The sequence below is a fragment of the Mucilaginibacter terrae genome (assembly GCF_042679325.1).
GTDB lineage: Bacteria > Bacteroidota > Bacteroidia > Sphingobacteriales > Sphingobacteriaceae > Mucilaginibacter > Mucilaginibacter terrae.
Genome location: NZ_JBHTMJ010000021.1, coordinates 60,760 through 77,890, shown reverse-complemented (window position 1 = coordinate 77,890; position 17,131 = coordinate 60,760). Strand labels below are relative to the sequence as shown.

Here is a 17,131-nt window from a genome sequence, read left to right as displayed (position 1 = left end):
TTCGTTTCTAAATTGCAAAACAAATAAATTTTACCATATCCCCCAAGAATTATGCTTGATCCGTCTTTTTTCGAAATCGAAAAGACGCAATGAATGACGCAATAGAATTATGCTTTAATATGCGAGTTTTGATAAAGTACTGAAACGAAAAAGGCCCTTAATCTACGATTAAAGGCCTTTTCGATGTTTTTGATAACATAACCAGCGGAATGGACGGGACTCGAACCCGCGACCTCCTGCGTGACAGGCAGGCATTCTAACCAGCTGAACTACCACTCCTCCCGTTTGGGACTGCAAATATAGGAACTTGTATGTGCAATCCCAAAAAATATTAAAAAAATTTAGGCTACGGTACCTTCTTTCAGCTTTTCGGCGTTTTCAGCAAATTGTAACGACTCCATAATTTCCTGTAAATCACCGTTCATAACTCCTGGAAGATTGTATATGGTTAATCCTATACGGTGTTCGGTAACGCGGCCTTGGGGGTAATTATAAGTACGAACTTTGGCAGAACGGTCGCCTGTTGACACCATGGTTTTCCTTTTCTTCGATGTTTCCTCCAAATGTTTCTGCAATTCCATCTCGTAAACGCGTGAACGCAGCACCTGCAAAGCCTTATCGTAATTCTTTAACTGCGATTTCTGATCCTGGCACTGGGCTACAATACCCGAAGGCAAGTGGGTTAAGCGCACGGCAGAGTAGGTGGTGTTCACCGACTGACCGCCAGGGCCCGAAGCACAAAACAAATCTTTACGAATATCGCTTACCTGCAAGTCAATATCAAACTCATCTACCTCGGGCAATACCACCACCGTGGCTGCAGATGTGTGTACGCGTCCCTGTGTTTCCGTGTCGGGTACGCGCTGTACCCGATGTACACCCGATTCAAACTTCAGGTTACCGTAAGCATCATCGGCTAATACATTCAGTACAACCTCTTTGTAACCACCCGATGTTCCCTCGGTAAAATCTACCAGTTCGGTTTTCCAGCCGCGACGTTCGCAATACCGCATGTACATGCGGTACAAATCGCCGGCAAAAAGTGCAGCCTCATCGCCACCTGTACCACCACGTATCTCAATAATGGCATGCTTAGTATCCTCTGGATCTTTAGGGATCAACATTACCCGGATCTCTTCTTCCTTCTCATCACGCTGAGCTATCAGTTCATCCAGTTCCATTTTAGCCATCTCACGAAAATCAGCATCCTTTTCAGTTGCTAAAATCTCCTTATTAGCTTCAATATTGCTCATTATATTCTTGTAGATCTTGTATTGCTCTACAACAACGGTTAAGTCTTTATACTCTTTACTCAATTGGGCAAAGCGCTTCATATCGGCCATGGCATCTGGGCTGCTTAACTCTTGTTCAACCGTTTGCCAGCGGTCGCGTATTAATTCTAATTTCTCTAACATGGTGTATCTCTTCTTCTCTCTGAAATTCAGTTGCAGTGTTTCATCGGTTACGATAAACCCGTTTTACACTACAGATTTTTTGCCGGTTTTTATCTCCGTGCTAAAAAGTTTTATGCCGCAATCGGGTTTATGATAAAAAGGCTTGTACAAAAAGCTAACAAAAATACGCAATTTCAGGCATATAAGTATGGATCAATGGCCAATAAGGGTAAACGAAACGTAAAATCAATGGCTGGTCTGTTGGTGAGTGTTAGTGGTTTACAGCTCGTTTGTGCATTCAAAGTATCCTAACTCAACTGCGCCGCCATCCATTACGGCAAAAGAATTGAAATGGATCCACTCGCCCAGGTTAACGTACTGGCTGTTATTGCCCAGGTTTATAACCAGCGGCAAATGGCGGTGACCGAATATCAAATAATCATAATGAGCGGATTGAAGCGTTTCGCGGGCAAAGCTTACCAGCCACTCATTCTCAAACATTTTTTTCTCTTTAGGCGCTTCGTTGGCTATGCGGCTATTCCTCGACCAGTAGTTAGCCAAACCTACGCCAAAGTTGGGGTGCATGCGCTCAAACAGCCACTGACATAAGCGGCTGCGGAAAACTTTTTTAAGTATTTTATACTTGCCATCACCCTTACCTAAGCCATCGCCATGGTGCAGGTACAGCTTTTTACCCTGGCGCTCTATAATTAGTTCGTTACTAATAATGGTGGCATCCAGCTCCTGCTCAAAATAGTCGAACATCCACATATCGTGATTGCCCTTAAAAAAGTATAATTTAACACCCAAATCTACCAGTTCGGCCAGCTTACCCAAAAAACGGATATATCCGCGTGGCACTACGGTTGTATATTCGAACCAAAAATCAAATACATCGCCTATTAAAAACAGCTCGGCAGCATCATGCTTAATGCTATCAAGCCAGCGTACAACGCGGGCTTCACGTTCCCGGCTACTGGTATAGCCTAAGGCTCCTAAGTGTATATCGGATGCAAAATAGATTTTAGCGCGGGTGGTCATCAATTATCAAAAGTACGGTTTTATGGTAACAGTTGACATAGATGAAAGCTGTGCGTTAAGGCTGAATTGCTCATTTTAAAACACTATCCGTTTAACGATCATAATTCATTTAGCTTAATCATACAAAGTATATCATTATCCTTATACCATTCTACGCAAAATGAAGCAGGATCCAGGTCGGGGCTGTTTAATAATTGTTGAAAAGCAATTTCAATATATGATGTATTTTGCTTAAAATTATGCACTAACTCTGTTAAATAAGTGCCTTTTTGCAGAATGATCGTTTCGAAGCCGTGCTGTGTTCCTTCATTTGGGTAAGCTTCTAAAGCACCTGCTTTGTAAATTATGATTCCGTTTTCGGGCTTTGATATGCCAAAGAAAGTTCGGTTTTCTTTACCGCCAATTAAGTTTTCCAGGGTATTAAATGCTTTTTGTATCCCTTCGGGAAAAGACCCGGCAGTTACGCAAAGTATGCGCAGGTCTTCCTTTAAAATGTATTTTTCCATGTATTTTTAGCCTTTTTCTTCAGATAACTCCTTTATTTTATTCATTGCTACCGGCCAGGTTTTTAAAAAGTAATCTTGGAACTCATCGGGCATACCTACGCTTTCCAGGTCAACAAGCAGGTGGGTTTGTCCTTCGGTTTCTGTAAGGGTATAATTTTCATGCGCACCCGCCCACATTTTAACCTGTTCGCTTTCGGTGTCTTCTATACCGTTCTTTACTTCGCCAAGATGTTCAAACGATAGGTATTCGGGCTCCCGCTTTTCAGCAACCATTGATACCATGCCCGATCCCTTGCCGTCTAAAAACAACACTTTGCTCCCTTTTTGCAAATCGGTTATCATGTGCGAGCCCTCGCAAAAAGCGCTGGTCCACTCGGGGTAAGTAGTATCGCTCCACAAAATATTCCATACGGTTTGACGCGACGCGTTAATGGTTTTGCTGAAAGTTAACTTTTCCATACTCTGGGTTATTAAACAATGAATTGATTATTGTATTACGAATATGAGAACTTTCCGCAAAATGAGTGTGGTGTAAACGCGACAAAATAGGGGGTAATTTTGCTTTGTATGATACAATAGTGTTTAAAACCGCTATATTTAAAATATGAAATCCAACTATACGCTCAGGCAAAAGCTAATTGTTCCGTTTATTATATTTACCGGGATGATTGTAGTGGGTGTACGCAGTATGTACAAAGGCATGCTGCTGCATCAAAACTGGCGTGTAGCCTTAGCTGCGCTTGGGGTAGTCTGTTTTACTACGCTGCTGGTTTTTTTAATAATAACTGTAGCCCGCGAGGAAAAAACCAGGGCTAAAGCTTAACTGAACGCCTCTCTAAAAGCCACCATAATTGCTAAGCGCGTAGTGCGGTCCAGGTCAAAATCCTCGGGCATTTCGGGCCGTTTAGGAAGTTCATTTTTATATTCCACAGGGAACAAGGCACTAAAACCCGGCAAATCAATTTCATCTTGTATCCATTCCGTTCTATTATAAATATCACCTAATTTCAGTTCAAACAGCCGCAGTTGTTGTGAGTATATGGCGGCAAAAATAAAGGATTAGAAGCAAGAGCTAAGAAACAAAAGCCAAGATAAACCCTTTAAAATATCGGTCTTGTCTCTCACCTCTTGTCTCTCACCTCTTGTCTCTCCTCATACACTTGCATATCTGCCTAACAAATCCCAATTTCGCAGCCGTAAAAGCAAAGTGTACATGATAGATCATCATATTAAAATAGCCCAACAGCTTTCTGTAGCATCAAAACAAGTAACCGCCACCATTAATTTGTTAGATGAAGGCGCTACCGTTCCCTTCATTTCCCGTTACCGTAAAGAACTGACCGGAAGTTTAGACGAGGTGCAGATCACCAGCATTCGCGACCGCGTACAGCAGCTGCGCGACCTGGATAAGCGCCGCGAAGCTATCCTGAAATCGCTTACCGATATGGCCAAATTAACGCCCGAACTGCAAAAACAGATTGACGAAGCCGAAACCATGGTAGCCCTGGAAGATATTTACCTGCCTTACCGCCCTAAACGTACCACCCGTGCTACCAAGGCCCGCGAAAAAGGCTTACAAACACTGGCCGATCTGATATTTACACAAACCAAAGTTGACCTTTATGCCGAAGCTGATAAATACGTAGATGCCGATAAAGGTGTTACCACTGCCGAAGAAGCCTTAGCCGGTGCCCGCGATATTATAGCCGAAACCATTAGCGAGAATGCAGAGATCCGTGCGCAAATGCGCGATATGTTCATTAATAAAGGAACTTTTCAATCTAAAGTAGCGCCGGGTAAAGAAGAATCAGGCATTAAGTATAAAGATTATTTCGACTGGACCGAGCCGGTTAAAACAGCACCATCGCATCGGGTACTAGCCATGCGCCGCGGCGAAAAAGAAGAAATACTGTACCTGGATATTATGCCGCCTGAAGATGAGGCCATTGTGTTGTTAGACCGAACCTTTGTTACGGCTAATAATTCATCAAGCGACCAGATTCGTTTAGCTATTGCCGATGGGTACAAACGCCTGCTTAAACCATCTATGGAAACCGAAGCCCGTTTACTTACCAAAAAGAAAGCCGACGAAGAAGCCATCCGCGTATTTGCGGAGAATGCCCGTCAGCTGTTATTAGCTGCACCGCTTGGCCAAAAACGGGTGATGGCGGTAGATCCGGGTTTTCGTACCGGTTGCAAGGTGGTTTGTTTGGATGAACAAGGCAAGTTACTGGAATACACGGCCGTGTTTCCGCATACCGGTGCCGGCCAGGCCCGTGAAGCCGAAAAAACCGTTAAGCATTTATTTGAGAGCTATAAAATAGAGGCCATTGCCATTGGCAATGGTACTGCCGGCCGCGAAACCGAAACGTTTATACGTAATATGCAACTGCCGGAGGTTACTATTGTTATGGTGAACGAAAGCGGCGCGTCAATCTATTCGGCATCCGAAGTAGCCCGAGAAGAGTTTCCCGATAAGGATGTTACCGTGCGTGGTGCGGTTTCCATTGGTCGCCGTTTGATGGACCCGTTGGCCGAACTGGTTAAAATAGATCCAAAATCGATAGGTGTAGGTCAGTACCAGCACGATGTTGATCAAAACAAACTACAAACTTCACTGGATGATACGGTTATTAGCTGCGTAAATGCCGTTGGTGTTGAATTAAACACGGCATCGAAACAAGTGCTGGCTTACGTATCGGGGCTTGGACCGCAACTGGCGCAAAACATTGTAGATTATCGTAACCAGAACGGTGCCTTTAAACGCCGCGAACAGTTAAAGAAGGTTCCGCGCCTGGGCGATAAAGCTTTTGAGCAGGCGGCTGGTTTTTTGCGTATTCAAGGCTCTGATAATCCGTTAGAGGCAAGTGGTGTACACCCCGAGCGTTATACCCTGGTGGAGCAAATTGCTAAAGACCATAATGCCACCATCCGCGATCTGATGACCGACGATAAGCTTCGCAAGAGTATCCCGCTGCAAAAATACACGTCGGGCAAGGTTGGTTTGCCTACCCTCACCGATATTATGGCCGAACTGGCCAAACCGGGCCGCGATCCGCGCGAAAAGTTTGAAGCCTTTAGCTTTACCGAGGGTGTGAACGAAATTAAGGATCTGAAAGTAGGCATGAAGTTGCCGGGCATCGTAACCAATATTACTAATTTCGGCGCCTTTGTTGATATTGGTGTTCACCAGGACGGTTTAGTGCATTTAAGCCAGATCACGAACCGGTTTATTAAAGACCCTAACGAAGTGTTAAAAGTTCATCAGCAGGTAGAAGTAACCGTTACAGAGGTTGATGTCAATCGTAAGCGCATCTCATTGAGCATGAAAGAAAACGAAAAACTGAAGGAGAACAACATCATTAAAAAAACGGTGCCATTAGGCGGTAACAACAATAATCAAAACCGCAATAAACAGCGCGAACCCGAAACCGATATGCAAAGCAAACTTGCGGCCCTAAAAGCTAAATTTAAGTAAACTATGCCTCTATCATACTATAATTTAACCGGCGGTTTCAGCAGCTCAATGCCGATGAGATCACCAGTATGTCCTTTTAACATTATCTTTCTTTTAAAACAAATTGATTAATTTTTTTAACCATTGGTAGCGTTTTGCACTTCAGTAACGTACATACTGGTATTAACTGCTTAAAAAGTTTATACCATGAAAAAAGCTCATTCCTTAATTAAAAAACAGGCCATAATAGCAGGAATGTTCGGCCTAATAGCCGTATTATTTATTTCCTGCATAAAAAACAACGACAACAATGATGTTACAGCCCCCCCGGCGGCATTAATTTCCGTAGTTAATGCTTCTCCGGGTACGCAACCGCTCGATTTTTACCTCGATGAAAATAAAACAAACGTTCAGGCAATAAGTTACGGCAGCGGGCTCGATTATTTGAGAGCCTACACCGGGAAAAGAACGGCCACCTTTTACCTGGCGGGCACCCGGCAAACGGTAAAGTCAGACACAGCTACGCTGCAGGCCGATAGGTTTTATACCCTTTATTTAACCAATGTTTCCACCGCCCCCGACTTTTTGTTACTCCGTGATTCTATTGCAAGGCCCGCTTCGGGAATGACTGCCATTCGCCTGGTAAATGTAAGCGCCAGTGCACCAGCTGTTGATCTGGCTATTAAAAGCGGACAAGTACTGGCTACCAATAAAGCCTACAAAGGTTTTTCATCCTTTGTATCCATACAAGGGGGTAATACCTATACGTTGGAGGTTCGCCAAGCAGGTACCACTACCGTATTGGCTACTATTAATGATATACAGCTGAAAGGTAATTCGGTTTATACGGTATGGCTTCAAGGCGTGGCCTCGGCTACCGATGCAACCATGCTAACAGCAAAAATTCAAACCAATGCTTACTATAATTAAATATACCAATGTTTTGTTAAAAGGTATCGGTTCGTAGCCGCTACCTTTTTTTACCGTTTTTAAGAGATTCGTTTGGTGTTTATAGGTATTATCCACTCATTACAGGAACATGACGGACATTCATGAACCTCTTTCTCAGGGTTCTCTAACTGCCCGCAATCAACACAGGCAAATGGTCCGGCTCCTTGCACTTGTTTTGTTTTAATGCTGAGCGGCCCGGGGAAAATAGGCAAACCCGGCTTTACTTCATCATCGGCATAAAACAGCACACTAAACAGGCCCGATGTTTCTATCAATACCGTTTTAACCTGACCTAAGTGTTCTACATTTAACACCCTTAACTCCGAAAAAAATTCATCCTTTGTTAAACCCGATGCCTTAAAGGCATCTATCATTATCTTTCCATCTTTAATAAGGTAAGATGGTTCTCCCTCCATTACCTTTTCAAACCAGGTTACTTTATCGGTTAATCTGGTAACAGCAATATAAAGCGAAATTACTACTATGAAAACGGTTAAGGCATTTAAAATACCCACATCTTTATAAAACATAGGATCGCCTGCGGCCGATCCCAGACCAATAATCAACACCAGCTCAAATACAGAAAGCTGCTTAATGCCCCTTTTACCCGATGCCCTTAACGTAAGCAGGATAATAATAAACATAATAACCGAACGCAAAACCACTTCCAGTAAAAAGCTGTATGGCATATCGTTCATTAAAATTCTTTTCCACTCTATGTTCATTGCTTTATAAGTTTAAATAGGGTTACGGTAAAAAACATCTTGGGTTCATGGATTTAATACGGCGGGTTTAATTAACTATACGAATATAAGAACACCAGGCCTTAATTGTTGTTGTATTTATATGAAGGTATTACTGGCCGGAGCTAACGGGTATATTGGAACACGGCTTATTCCCTGCTTACTGGAAAAAGGCCATAGCGTAGTGTGCCTGGTGCGCGATAAACGGCGTTTTAAAGAGAACAGCGATTTTAGCGACCGCGTTGCCGTTATTACCGGCGACTTGCTGCAAGAGGATAGTATTCAGGCTTTCCCTGAAAACATTGATGCCGCCTATTACCTGGTACACTCCATGGCCGAAGGAAGCAGCTTTTCGGAAATGGAAGAAACATCGGCCCGTAATTTTGTAAACGCCCTGCAAAAAACTCATTGTAAACAAATTATTTACCTAAGCGGCATTAGTAACGATGAAGCCTTATCGCAACACTTAACCTCACGCCGCCGGGTAGAGGATGTATTAAAAGAAAGCAAATCGGCCTTAACGGTTTTACGGGCCGCCATTATTATCGGCTCTGGCAGCGCATCATTCGAGATCATCCGCGACCTGACCGAAAAGCTACCCGTAATGACCGTGCCACGCTGGGTAAATACGCGCAGCCAACCTATTGGTATCCGCGATGTACTATTTTACCTCGAAAATGTATTGCTGAATGAAAGCACTTACGACCATAACTTTGATATTGGCGGGCCCGATGTTCTATCGTTTAAACAAATGATGCTTACTTATGCCAAAGTGCGTAAGCTTAACCGTTATATTATTACTCTTCCTTTCCTATCCCCCAAAATATCATCATACTGGCTTTACTTTGTTACTTCTACCAGTTATTCGCTGGCACAAAGCCTGGTTAACAGTATGAAAAATGAAACCGTTTGCCGCAATAATGACATTAACGGCATTATACCGCACCAATGCCTGAGTTACGAAGAAGCGCTGCGGCTGGCATTCATGAAAATAGAGCAAAATTCTATTGTATCGAGCTGGAAAGACGCTTTAAACATAGGCAATCTCCGATCGGAATTTATGGACCAAATTAAGGTGCCTCAAAACGGCACACAAGAATATAAAGTTAAAATACCGTTTAAAAATGGCACAGAGCAGGTTTTTAAAAACATTTGGGCCATTGGAGGCAACCGTGGCTGGTATTATTGGGATTGGATATGGAGCATACGCGGTTTTATAGATAAGCTTTTTGGCGGCGTTGGTTTACGTAGGGGCCGTACCAGTACCGACCGCATAGCTCCTGGTGATGTAATAGATTTTTGGCGGGTATTACTTGCCGATAAAGCGAACAAGCGGCTGTTGCTTTATGCCGAGATGAAACTCCCTGGTGAGGCCTGGCTGGAATTTAAAATTGTAGAACGCGACAGTAAACTGTTTTTAAGCCAGATAGCTACCTTTAGGCCCAACGGTTTGTGGGGACGGTTGTATTGGGCGGCCATGTTTCCCTTTCACATTTTCATTTTTAAAGGAATGGCTAAAAGAATAGTTAACTATGGCCAGCCATACTAATTGACAATTTAAGACCTGGTAATTATAAATTAAATCAACCTTTTTGGTCCCTGTTGTAATCTCCTATAATATACTCCTGCTCATGGTGTTTTGACCAAAGCGATAGGAGAGTGTTACCTCATGGGTAGCATTGCTTAAACGGCCTCCCAAATTGGTTGCTGATGTACCAAACTGGTAGCTATAGCCTAATTTTATAATATCGGAGCTTATCGAAATAATACCCGACATTTCGTTATTGGTACGATAATTAACCCCTATACCCAATATGCTTTTAAAATATAACGTGGTTGACATATCGGCTATAAAAGGCACCCCTTTGGTGTAAGTAGCCAATACGGCCGGTTTGGCCCTTACATCATCGCCTTCTTTACCAAAAAGGTAAGCACCTGCAAAGTTAAAATGGTTCCTAAAAAAATCCGCCCTTTGTGTAGATGCATTACCCAAATCGCGTATGCTTAATTCTGGCAAGGATACCCCTACATAATAATGATCGGAATAATACAATATGCCGAAGCCTATATTAGGTTTGTTTTCACGAACATCGTTTCTAAACTGCGGATCAACGGCATCAAGCGATGAATAGTTAGCTACGTAACGCCGGATACCGGCATTTAAGGATACCCCTAAAAACTGATTGTTTCCTAGTTGTATGCCTTTTGCAAAAAAACCGTTAATTTCAGTGAGGTGTTCCACTGCGAACTGATCGTTCATCACAATTAACCCTGCTGCACCGTTAATAGATTCGATAGGCAAATTCCCGTTAAAAATAAAGGTGGACGGCGAGCCCTCAATACCTGTCCATTGCTTACGAAGCAGCGCATTAAGTGTGCCGTTTTTATCTATAAGTGAATATGCAGAGTTGAGTGGCGTTAAATTGTTCATGTATTGGCTATAGCTAAAAAATTGCTGTGCCTCCACATGCTGAACGCCAAATATGATCAGTAGCATTACGCCAACAGCCTTGCCAATACCTTTTATGCTTTTTGTTATCATTATGTATGTGTTCGGTTGAACTTGGGCTAATACTTTAATACAAAATATCCGGTTAGTTTTAGGCCTTTTCCGTTTGAAATATATTTGATCTGATAAAAATACGTACCCGGTTGTAATAGGCTGTTCGTAACATTCGAGCGTCCATTAAATACCCGGTTAATATTGTCATAGCCTATTGCTTCGTAAACTTTTAATCCGTTACGGTTAACAATAGTTACCTGGTTGTTTGGATGGTTAGCAATACCTTCAATAAAAAAGGTATCGTTTATGCCATCGCCATTAGGTGATACGGCCTGGTGTACTATTATTTCTATCTGCCCATCGGCATCGTTTACCACCAATACATTTTGCACAACAGTTGTTGCAGGATAATAATTATCATTTCCGGGCTGGTAAGCACTTATTGTAGTGTTACCAATTTGCCGGCCGGTTAAAACCAGCCCTTGTAATGATGATATAACCGGATCGGATACCTTTAATATAACCGGCAAACCCGATGTGGAAACTATGCCATTCAGGTTGTAGCTGCTCCCTTTTGCAATGGTTGGTATTTTTGTAAAAGAAATTCTTTGTAGAGCCCTATCAACCACAAATAACTGGCTAACCGGTAGTGTTTGATTATAATTACTGCCTGGTGCAAATGCCGCAGTTATTGTTGCCATACCGGCGCCCACAATATGTATTTTACCATTTAATATGGTAGCAACAGCCGTATTACTTGATGTGTACACCATAGGCTCGTTCACGGCATTGGTAGCTGTTGGGTCAAAATCGGCATCACCAAAGGTTTTTGCCGGCAACAATGCAAAGTTTATTAGTGCCGTACTTGAAGTAATGATTAATATACCATTAACATAGTTAAAATTATAATTTGCAGATACCGCCGATCCCGGAACGAGCGCATAAGTACCAACCGGCGATGCTTCTGTGGCTGTTGTAGTTTCTACCGGTTTGGCGCTTAGGCTGTTTTCGGTATCCCCGTTTACAAAGCCGGTATATACCACCGTAAATGCCGGATTAGCTTCATTAAACAAACGCGTGGCGTTATTAGCCGTTATAGTTAATTGCGCCTTGTTTACCGTTAATGTACCATTGGTATAAGCCAGGCTGTAATTAGCTGCCGATCCGGCTGTTGGTATAATTGCATAAGTTCCGGCTCCTGATGATTGCGTTGCTGCAGACAATGCTAAAGGCGGGCTTATTAGTGCCGCTTCGGTATCGCCATTTACAAAGCCACTGTAAGCAATTGTGAAAGCAGGATTAGCCGAACCATATATTTTGTTCTTGTCTTCAGCAATTACATTTAACTGGGCTTTATTAACTGTAAGTACACCACTTTTATAAACTATAGAATAATTATTGCTTGTGGCACCCGTTGGTGTAATGCTGTAAGTTCCTACAGGCGAGGCCGTGTTGGCAGTAATATTAAACACTGGTTTAGTGGTAAGGCTGACTTCTGTATCTCCATTAATAAAGCCCGTATAGGTTGGTGTAAAAGCTGGGTTAGCTTCTCCGTACGTTTTTGTGGCCGGTTGTGCCGATATTTGAAGGCTTAGCTTACCAATATTTAGCAACCCGTTTTTATAGTCAAACGCGTATTTATCAGATACTCCTCTTGCGGGTATTATTGCATAAGTTCCCACTGGTGAACTCCCGGTTGCAATGGTGGTTGCTGTTGGCTTAACATCAAGATCGGCCGGGGTATCTTCCAATACAAAACCACTGTAATCAACTGTAAAAACTGGATTAATAGCGCCATACTCACGGGTTTCACTATTTGCTGTAACCGTTAACAATGCTTTATCAATAGTAAGTTGCCCTGTATTGTAGCTTAGCTGATAATTTGTGGCCGAACCTCCAACCGGGGTAATCATATAATTACCAGGAACGGTAGTTACGTCAATACCTGCTGCTACCAATGCCCTTGCCTGCGTTGTAAGCACACTATTTGTTTCATTATTAACAAAGCCGGTATAGCTTACCGTAAATGCCGGGTTGGCATTGCCATAGGTTTTGTTCTTGTCATCGGCCTTGGCTATAAGCTGTGCTTTGTTAATAGTTAATTCACCAGTGTTATAGCCGATTTCATAATTGTTGTTTACCGCCCCAAATGGTGTAACAGAGTATTGACCCACACCCGAGGTGGCTATTGCATTGGTAGTATATGTTGGAACAGAGGTCATACTGCTTTCGGTATCACCATTTACAAATCCGCTATATAATGGGGTAAATAAAGGATTGGCGGCACCATAAGTCCGTGATGCCGGGCTTACACTTATTACCAATATGGCTTTACTTATAGATAATACACCATTGACATATTTAAATTCGTATTTGTTTGAAACACCTCCGGTTGCAACTATTGAATAATTGCCAGCTGGCGAATTATCCGTAGCTACAGTTGCCGCAGCGGGCAGGGTAGTAAGGCTGGCCTGGGTATCACCTAAAACAAAGCCATTATAAGTTACTGTGAACACGGGATTAACAGTACCATATCCACGTGACGCGTTTACGGCGGTAACCAATAAATCTGCTTTATTAATATTGAATGTGCCGGTAGTGTAGCTTAGTTGATAGTTGTTTGCCGAGCCACCTGTTGGCATTATCACATAACTTCCAGGCAAGGTTGATACATCAATATCAGAAGCTATAGCAGCTGTAGCGGGTGCAGTTAATATTACTTGGGTTTCATTATTAACAAAGCCGGTATAACTTACTGTAAATTCGGGATTGGTATTTCCGTAAAATTTTGTTTTATCGTCGGCTTTAGCTATAAGTAGTGCTTTATTGATCGCTAGCGCTCCAGAATTATATAATATGTTGTAATTGCCTGATGCTGCGTTTGATACCGTAATTGGATAGGTGCCTACGCCGCTTAATTGATTTGCGGTGGTCGTATATTCTGGTAAAGTGGTTAAACCGACTTGGGTATCCCCATTTACAAAGCCGGTATAAGTCGATGTAAATTCAGGATTAGCTGCACCGTAAAACCTGCTTGCATCATTCACGGTAATAGTTAAGGTAGCAGGTGTAATACTTAACCCGCCAGCAGCATTATAAATAAAATTGTAATTTGCTGCTGTACCTCCATTTAAGGTAATGTCATAATTTCCAACGCCAGAAGCTTTGGTCGCTGTTGTTGTTCCGTTTACCCGGTTGGTTAATACAGCCTCGGTATCGCCATTCACAAAACCTGTATAAGTAATATTAAACAATGGGTTAGCTGTACCATAAACGCGTGTAGCATTTTGAGCCACTACCGTTAGGTTGGCTTTATTAATAGTTATAGTACCATTTACATATTCGGCTTCATACTTATTATCGGCAAAACCCAGCGGAGAGATATTATATTTTCCGGCTGCTGTACCAGCGCTCACATTAGTTGTGGCCGTAGCGGGTGTAGTTAAGTTTGCTTCTGTATCGCCATTAGCAAACCCTTCATAAGCTACGGTAAAAGCAGGATTAGCATCGCCATAAGTTTTTTCCCTGTTAACCGCTCTAACAATTAGTTTGCGTTTAGTTATAACAAGTTTTGCTCCGGTGTAAGTTATATTATAGTTAGGAGATGCCGCTCCCGCAACGTTAAGCACATAAATATCGGGTACGGATGTTGCCGTGGCGTTTGTAGTAAAAGTAGGTTTGGTAGCTATGTTTGCTTCCGTATCGCCGTTAACCAAGCCGGTATATGTGGCGGTGAATATCGGATTAGCAGAGGCATAACTCCTGCGTGCATCAACAGCACTTATTACTAAATTGGCTTTATTAACTGTTAAAAACCCATTTACCGATCTCAGGTTATAATTACGTGTATAGCCCCCTAAAATCCTGATTGTATAATAACCAGCTCCGGCCGTTGCTGCCACTGAACTAATTTGCGGAGCAACTACAAAAGGTTCTGATGCTTGGGTATCACCATTTATAAAACCGTTAAGTGTATAAGTAAACACCGGGTTAGGTTGCCCATAAACCTTAGTTTTATTATCGAAAACGATATTCAAACTTGCCCTATTTATGGATAATCTTCCTTGTACATAGGTAAATATATAATTATTTGCTACAACTCCACCCGTTGTTGTGATAGGGTAATTTCCTGCGGGAGAGGCTGCTGTTGCGATTGTAGTTGGGGCCTGAGGAAGTGTGGTAATTACAGAAGCATTATCTCCATTTACAAAACCAGTATAGGTTAACGTAAATGCAGGATTAGGCTGGCCGTAAACTTTTGCTTTGTTAACTACAGTAACCTTTATAGTTGCCTTACCTACCGTAAGTGTACCATTGGCAAATACAATATCATAATTAGCTGCGGTTACGCTACCGCTCACTTCAATTAAATAGTTACCGAGCGCAGATGTTCTGTTTGCAACTGTTCCTAATACTGGCGCTCCGCTTAATATTCCCGGAGCCTTGTCGCCGTTAGCCAGGCCGGTGTAGGCTACCGTTAAAACAGGATTAACCGCACCGTATGCCCGTACTTTATTTTGAGCAGTTATAATTAACCTCCTTTTGGTTATGGTTAAGGTACCAGCCTGGTAAAATATGTCATAATTTAATGATGCCGCGCCCGCAATAGAAATTGCATAATTACCTACCTGCGATTTTGCTGTAACCGGGGCTGCAATTATTGGTTTTTTACTAAGATTATTCGCTGTTTCACCATTCACAAAACCAGTATAAGTAACGGTTAAATTCGGCACCGTCGATCCGTAAACTCTGGTTATATTATCGGCTTTAATGGTAAGCGTAGCCTTAATAATATTCAAAGTACCGTTAACATAAACCAAGTTATAGTTGGTTGACAATGCGTTTTTTACAGTAATGGCATAGGCACCCGCTTTTGTTGCTGCATTTGCTGTTGTAGCAATGGCTGGTCTTAATGTTAAATTATTTTCACTATCACCGTTAACAAAACCCGTATAGGTTGCCGTTAACACTTGGTTTGGCGATCCATATACACGGGTTTGGTTATTTACTGCTATAATTAAGGTGGCTTTTGTAATGGTTATTTTACCTGTAATGTAGGCAATGGCATAGTTAGCAGCAATAGCACCTTCCACATTAATATTATATGCACCTGTTGGCGAATTTTGTGTTGCAGGAGTACGCACTATAGGGGCTGTGGTTAAAACATTTTCATTTTCCCCATTTACAAACCCGGTATAATTAATTGTCAATACCGGATTTACCTGTCCATAAACTTTAGTTTTAGCATCTGCGCTTATGGTTAAAGCCGCTTTGGTAATTGTTAAGTAGCCTTGAATATACGTTATATTATAATTAGCTGTTGTTGCGCCCGATAAAGTTATGGGATATACCCCTACTGGCGAATTTTGCGTTGCCGTAGTTGATATAACAACCGGTGTTGATAATATGGCTTCGGTTTGCCCCGAAACAAACCCTTTTACTATGTAGTTAAATTCGGGGTTTGCAGTAGCGTACACTTTAGTTTTAGCAACAGCGGTAATGGTAAGGTTTCCTTTGTTAACCGTTAAGGTGGCGTTTACCTGGGTAATATTATAGTTTGGAGAAGTAGCACCTGATACAGTTATAGCATAGCTCCCGGCCGGGCTGTTTACAGTAGCTGGTGTGGCCAGTATAGCTGTTGTGGTTAGCTTACTGGCATTATCGCCGGCAACAAAACCGGTATAGGTAACGGTTAAAGCCGGCAAAACTTCACCATAAGCTTTGGCTTTGGCAACAGCCGCAATAGTTAAGGTGATTTTATTAATTGTGATTGAGCCTGAAACATAGTTAAAATTATAATTATTTGATGAGCCGCCCATTACGGTTACATTATAAGTCCCGGCATTTGTTTTAGCGCCAGCGGTAGTAACAGCACGTGGCTGTACCTGCAACTGATTAACGCTTTCGCCCGCTTTAAAACCAACGAACGATAGAGAAATAGCAGCATTATTAACACCATAGTTACGGGTTTGGCTGCTTGCGGTAACGGTTAAGTTTGCTTTGGCAACCGTAAGCGTTCTGCTAACAGCAGCTGCACGGTTATATGTGTTATTACCATTTTGCGATGCTGTTATAAGTGCTGTACCGGTACCAACAATATGTATTTTATTGGCAATAATAGTAGCAACCGCAGTATTACTACTTAAATAGGTAACCGTTAGGCCCGAGCTGGCTACACCTCCGGGATCAAAATCCGTATCTGTATAAAGTTTAGGAGACTGTGCATCGAAGTTTATGGTTTGATCAACGGCTGCGGTATTAATCCATTTTTTTTCGGGTAAAGTATTTTTTAAAGCAATGCTGCTTCCGGCCATTGCATCTGTTATATTTAACGTTAGCAGGCATATAAAAAACAGGATGAGCTTAGCTATACAAATTTCAGTAAATATTTTTAACATATAATAAGTCAAAATCGCAGTTATATAAAAATCCTTACTCGCTTATTACTGCGTTTCATACTTAATAGCATGAAAGATTTATTAAAAACGCTGTAATATTTTATTAAGCTAAAATAATAACCGTTTTTACTATTAAAT

Annotated in this window: 11 protein-coding genes and 1 tRNA gene; 4 read left to right on the top strand and 8 right to left on the bottom strand. The window is 42.1% G+C overall.

Annotated features, from left to right (window positions below; translation table 11 throughout):
* Positions 1-205 precede the first annotated feature (205 nt).
* From ACFQ3S_RS19445 to ACFQ3S_RS19425, 5 genes are all read right to left on the bottom strand, one after another.
* Positions 206-279: transfer RNA gene (locus ACFQ3S_RS19445), tRNA-Asp, on the bottom strand.
* A 62-nt stretch (positions 280-341) separates the two neighbouring features.
* Positions 342-1,415, bottom strand: a complete 1,074-nt coding sequence (prfA, locus tag ACFQ3S_RS19440) for a peptide chain release factor 1 (RefSeq protein ID WP_377167760.1) — start codon at positions 1,413-1,415, stop codon at positions 342-344.
* A 258-nt stretch (positions 1,416-1,673) separates the two neighbouring features.
* A complete protein-coding gene (locus ACFQ3S_RS19435) occupies positions 1,674-2,435 on the bottom strand; it encodes a UDP-2,3-diacylglucosamine diphosphatase (protein ID WP_377167769.1) in 762 nt (253 codons plus the stop codon).
* A gap of 98 nt (positions 2,436-2,533) precedes the next feature.
* Positions 2,534-2,941, bottom strand: a complete 408-nt coding sequence (locus tag ACFQ3S_RS19430) for a transcriptional regulator (RefSeq protein ID WP_377167757.1) — start codon at positions 2,939-2,941, stop codon at positions 2,534-2,536.
* A 6-nt stretch (positions 2,942-2,947) separates the two neighbouring features.
* Entirely contained in the window at positions 2,948-3,400 is a 453-nt protein-coding gene (locus tag ACFQ3S_RS19425; protein WP_377167754.1) for an SRPBCC domain-containing protein, read from the bottom strand.
* A 145-nt stretch (positions 3,401-3,545) separates the two neighbouring features.
* Here ACFQ3S_RS19425 and ACFQ3S_RS19420 point away from each other — a divergent pair, with 145 nt between their 5' ends.
* From ACFQ3S_RS19420 to ACFQ3S_RS19410, 3 genes are all read left to right on the top strand, one after another.
* The gene (locus tag ACFQ3S_RS19420) at positions 3,546-3,764 is read left to right on the top strand and encodes a hypothetical protein (protein WP_377167751.1); all 219 of its coding nucleotides are present in this window, start codon (positions 3,546-3,548) and stop codon (positions 3,762-3,764) included.
* A 390-nt stretch (positions 3,765-4,154) separates the two neighbouring features.
* The gene (locus tag ACFQ3S_RS19415) at positions 4,155-6,419 is read left to right on the top strand and encodes a Tex family protein (protein WP_377167748.1); all 2,265 of its coding nucleotides are present in this window, start codon (positions 4,155-4,157) and stop codon (positions 6,417-6,419) included.
* A 186-nt stretch (positions 6,420-6,605) separates the two neighbouring features.
* Complete coding sequence (locus ACFQ3S_RS19410; protein WP_377167745.1) at positions 6,606-7,328, top strand: DUF4397 domain-containing protein; 723 nt, start codon at positions 6,606-6,608, stop codon at positions 7,326-7,328.
* Between the two features lie 59 nt (positions 7,329-7,387).
* On the opposite strand, the gene ACFQ3S_RS19405 is transcribed toward ACFQ3S_RS19410, so the two are convergent.
* On the bottom strand, positions 7,388-8,074 hold the full coding sequence (locus tag ACFQ3S_RS19405; protein ID WP_377167742.1) for a DUF421 domain-containing protein: 687 nt from the start codon (positions 8,072-8,074) through the stop codon (positions 7,388-7,390).
* Positions 8,075-8,195: 121 nt separating this feature from the next.
* Here ACFQ3S_RS19405 and ACFQ3S_RS19400 point away from each other — a divergent pair, with 121 nt between their 5' ends.
* On the top strand, positions 8,196-9,641 hold the full coding sequence (locus ACFQ3S_RS19400; protein WP_377167739.1) for an SDR family oxidoreductase: 1,446 nt from the start codon (positions 8,196-8,198) through the stop codon (positions 9,639-9,641).
* Positions 9,642-9,704: 63 nt separating this feature from the next.
* Here the strand turns inward: ACFQ3S_RS19400 and ACFQ3S_RS19395 are convergent, their stop codons facing one another.
* Both ACFQ3S_RS19395 and ACFQ3S_RS19390 read right to left on the bottom strand, forming a co-directional pair.
* Positions 9,705-10,634, bottom strand: coding sequence for a PorP/SprF family type IX secretion system membrane protein (locus ACFQ3S_RS19395; RefSeq protein ID WP_377167736.1), 930 nt, complete (start codon positions 10,632-10,634; stop codon positions 9,705-9,707).
* Positions 10,635-10,660: 26 nt separating this feature from the next.
* Positions 10,661-16,993, bottom strand: coding sequence for an MBG domain-containing protein (locus ACFQ3S_RS19390; RefSeq protein WP_377167733.1), 6,333 nt, complete (start codon positions 16,991-16,993; stop codon positions 10,661-10,663).
* Between the last annotated feature and the right edge of the window lie 138 nt (positions 16,994-17,131).

Excerpts from the sequence above, each read along its gene's own strand:
- prfA (WP_377167760.1), bottom strand. The coding sequence starts at position 1,415 with ATGTTAGAGAAATTAGAATTAATACGCGACCGCTGGCAAACGGTTGAA.
- ACFQ3S_RS19435 (WP_377167769.1), bottom strand. The coding sequence starts at position 2,435 with ATGACCACCCGCGCTAAAATCTATTTTGCATCCGATATACACTTAGGA.
- ACFQ3S_RS19430 (WP_377167757.1), bottom strand. The coding sequence starts at position 2,941 with ATGGAAAAATACATTTTAAAGGAAGACCTGCGCATACTTTGCGTAACT.
- ACFQ3S_RS19425 (WP_377167754.1), bottom strand. The coding sequence starts at position 3,400 with ATGGAAAAGTTAACTTTCAGCAAAACCATTAACGCGTCGCGTCAAACC.
- ACFQ3S_RS19420 (WP_377167751.1), top strand. The coding sequence starts at position 3,546 with ATGAAATCCAACTATACGCTCAGGCAAAAGCTAATTGTTCCGTTTATT.
- ACFQ3S_RS19415 (WP_377167748.1), top strand. The coding sequence starts at position 4,155 with ATGATAGATCATCATATTAAAATAGCCCAACAGCTTTCTGTAGCATCA.
- ACFQ3S_RS19410 (WP_377167745.1), top strand. The coding sequence starts at position 6,606 with ATGAAAAAAGCTCATTCCTTAATTAAAAAACAGGCCATAATAGCAGGA.
- ACFQ3S_RS19405 (WP_377167742.1), bottom strand. The coding sequence starts at position 8,074 with ATGAACATAGAGTGGAAAAGAATTTTAATGAACGATATGCCATACAGC.
- ACFQ3S_RS19400 (WP_377167739.1), top strand. The coding sequence starts at position 8,196 with ATGAAGGTATTACTGGCCGGAGCTAACGGGTATATTGGAACACGGCTT.
- ACFQ3S_RS19395 (WP_377167736.1), bottom strand. The coding sequence starts at position 10,634 with ATGATAACAAAAAGCATAAAAGGTATTGGCAAGGCTGTTGGCGTAATG.
- ACFQ3S_RS19390 (WP_377167733.1), bottom strand. The coding sequence starts at position 16,993 with ATGTTAAAAATATTTACTGAAATTTGTATAGCTAAGCTCATCCTGTTT.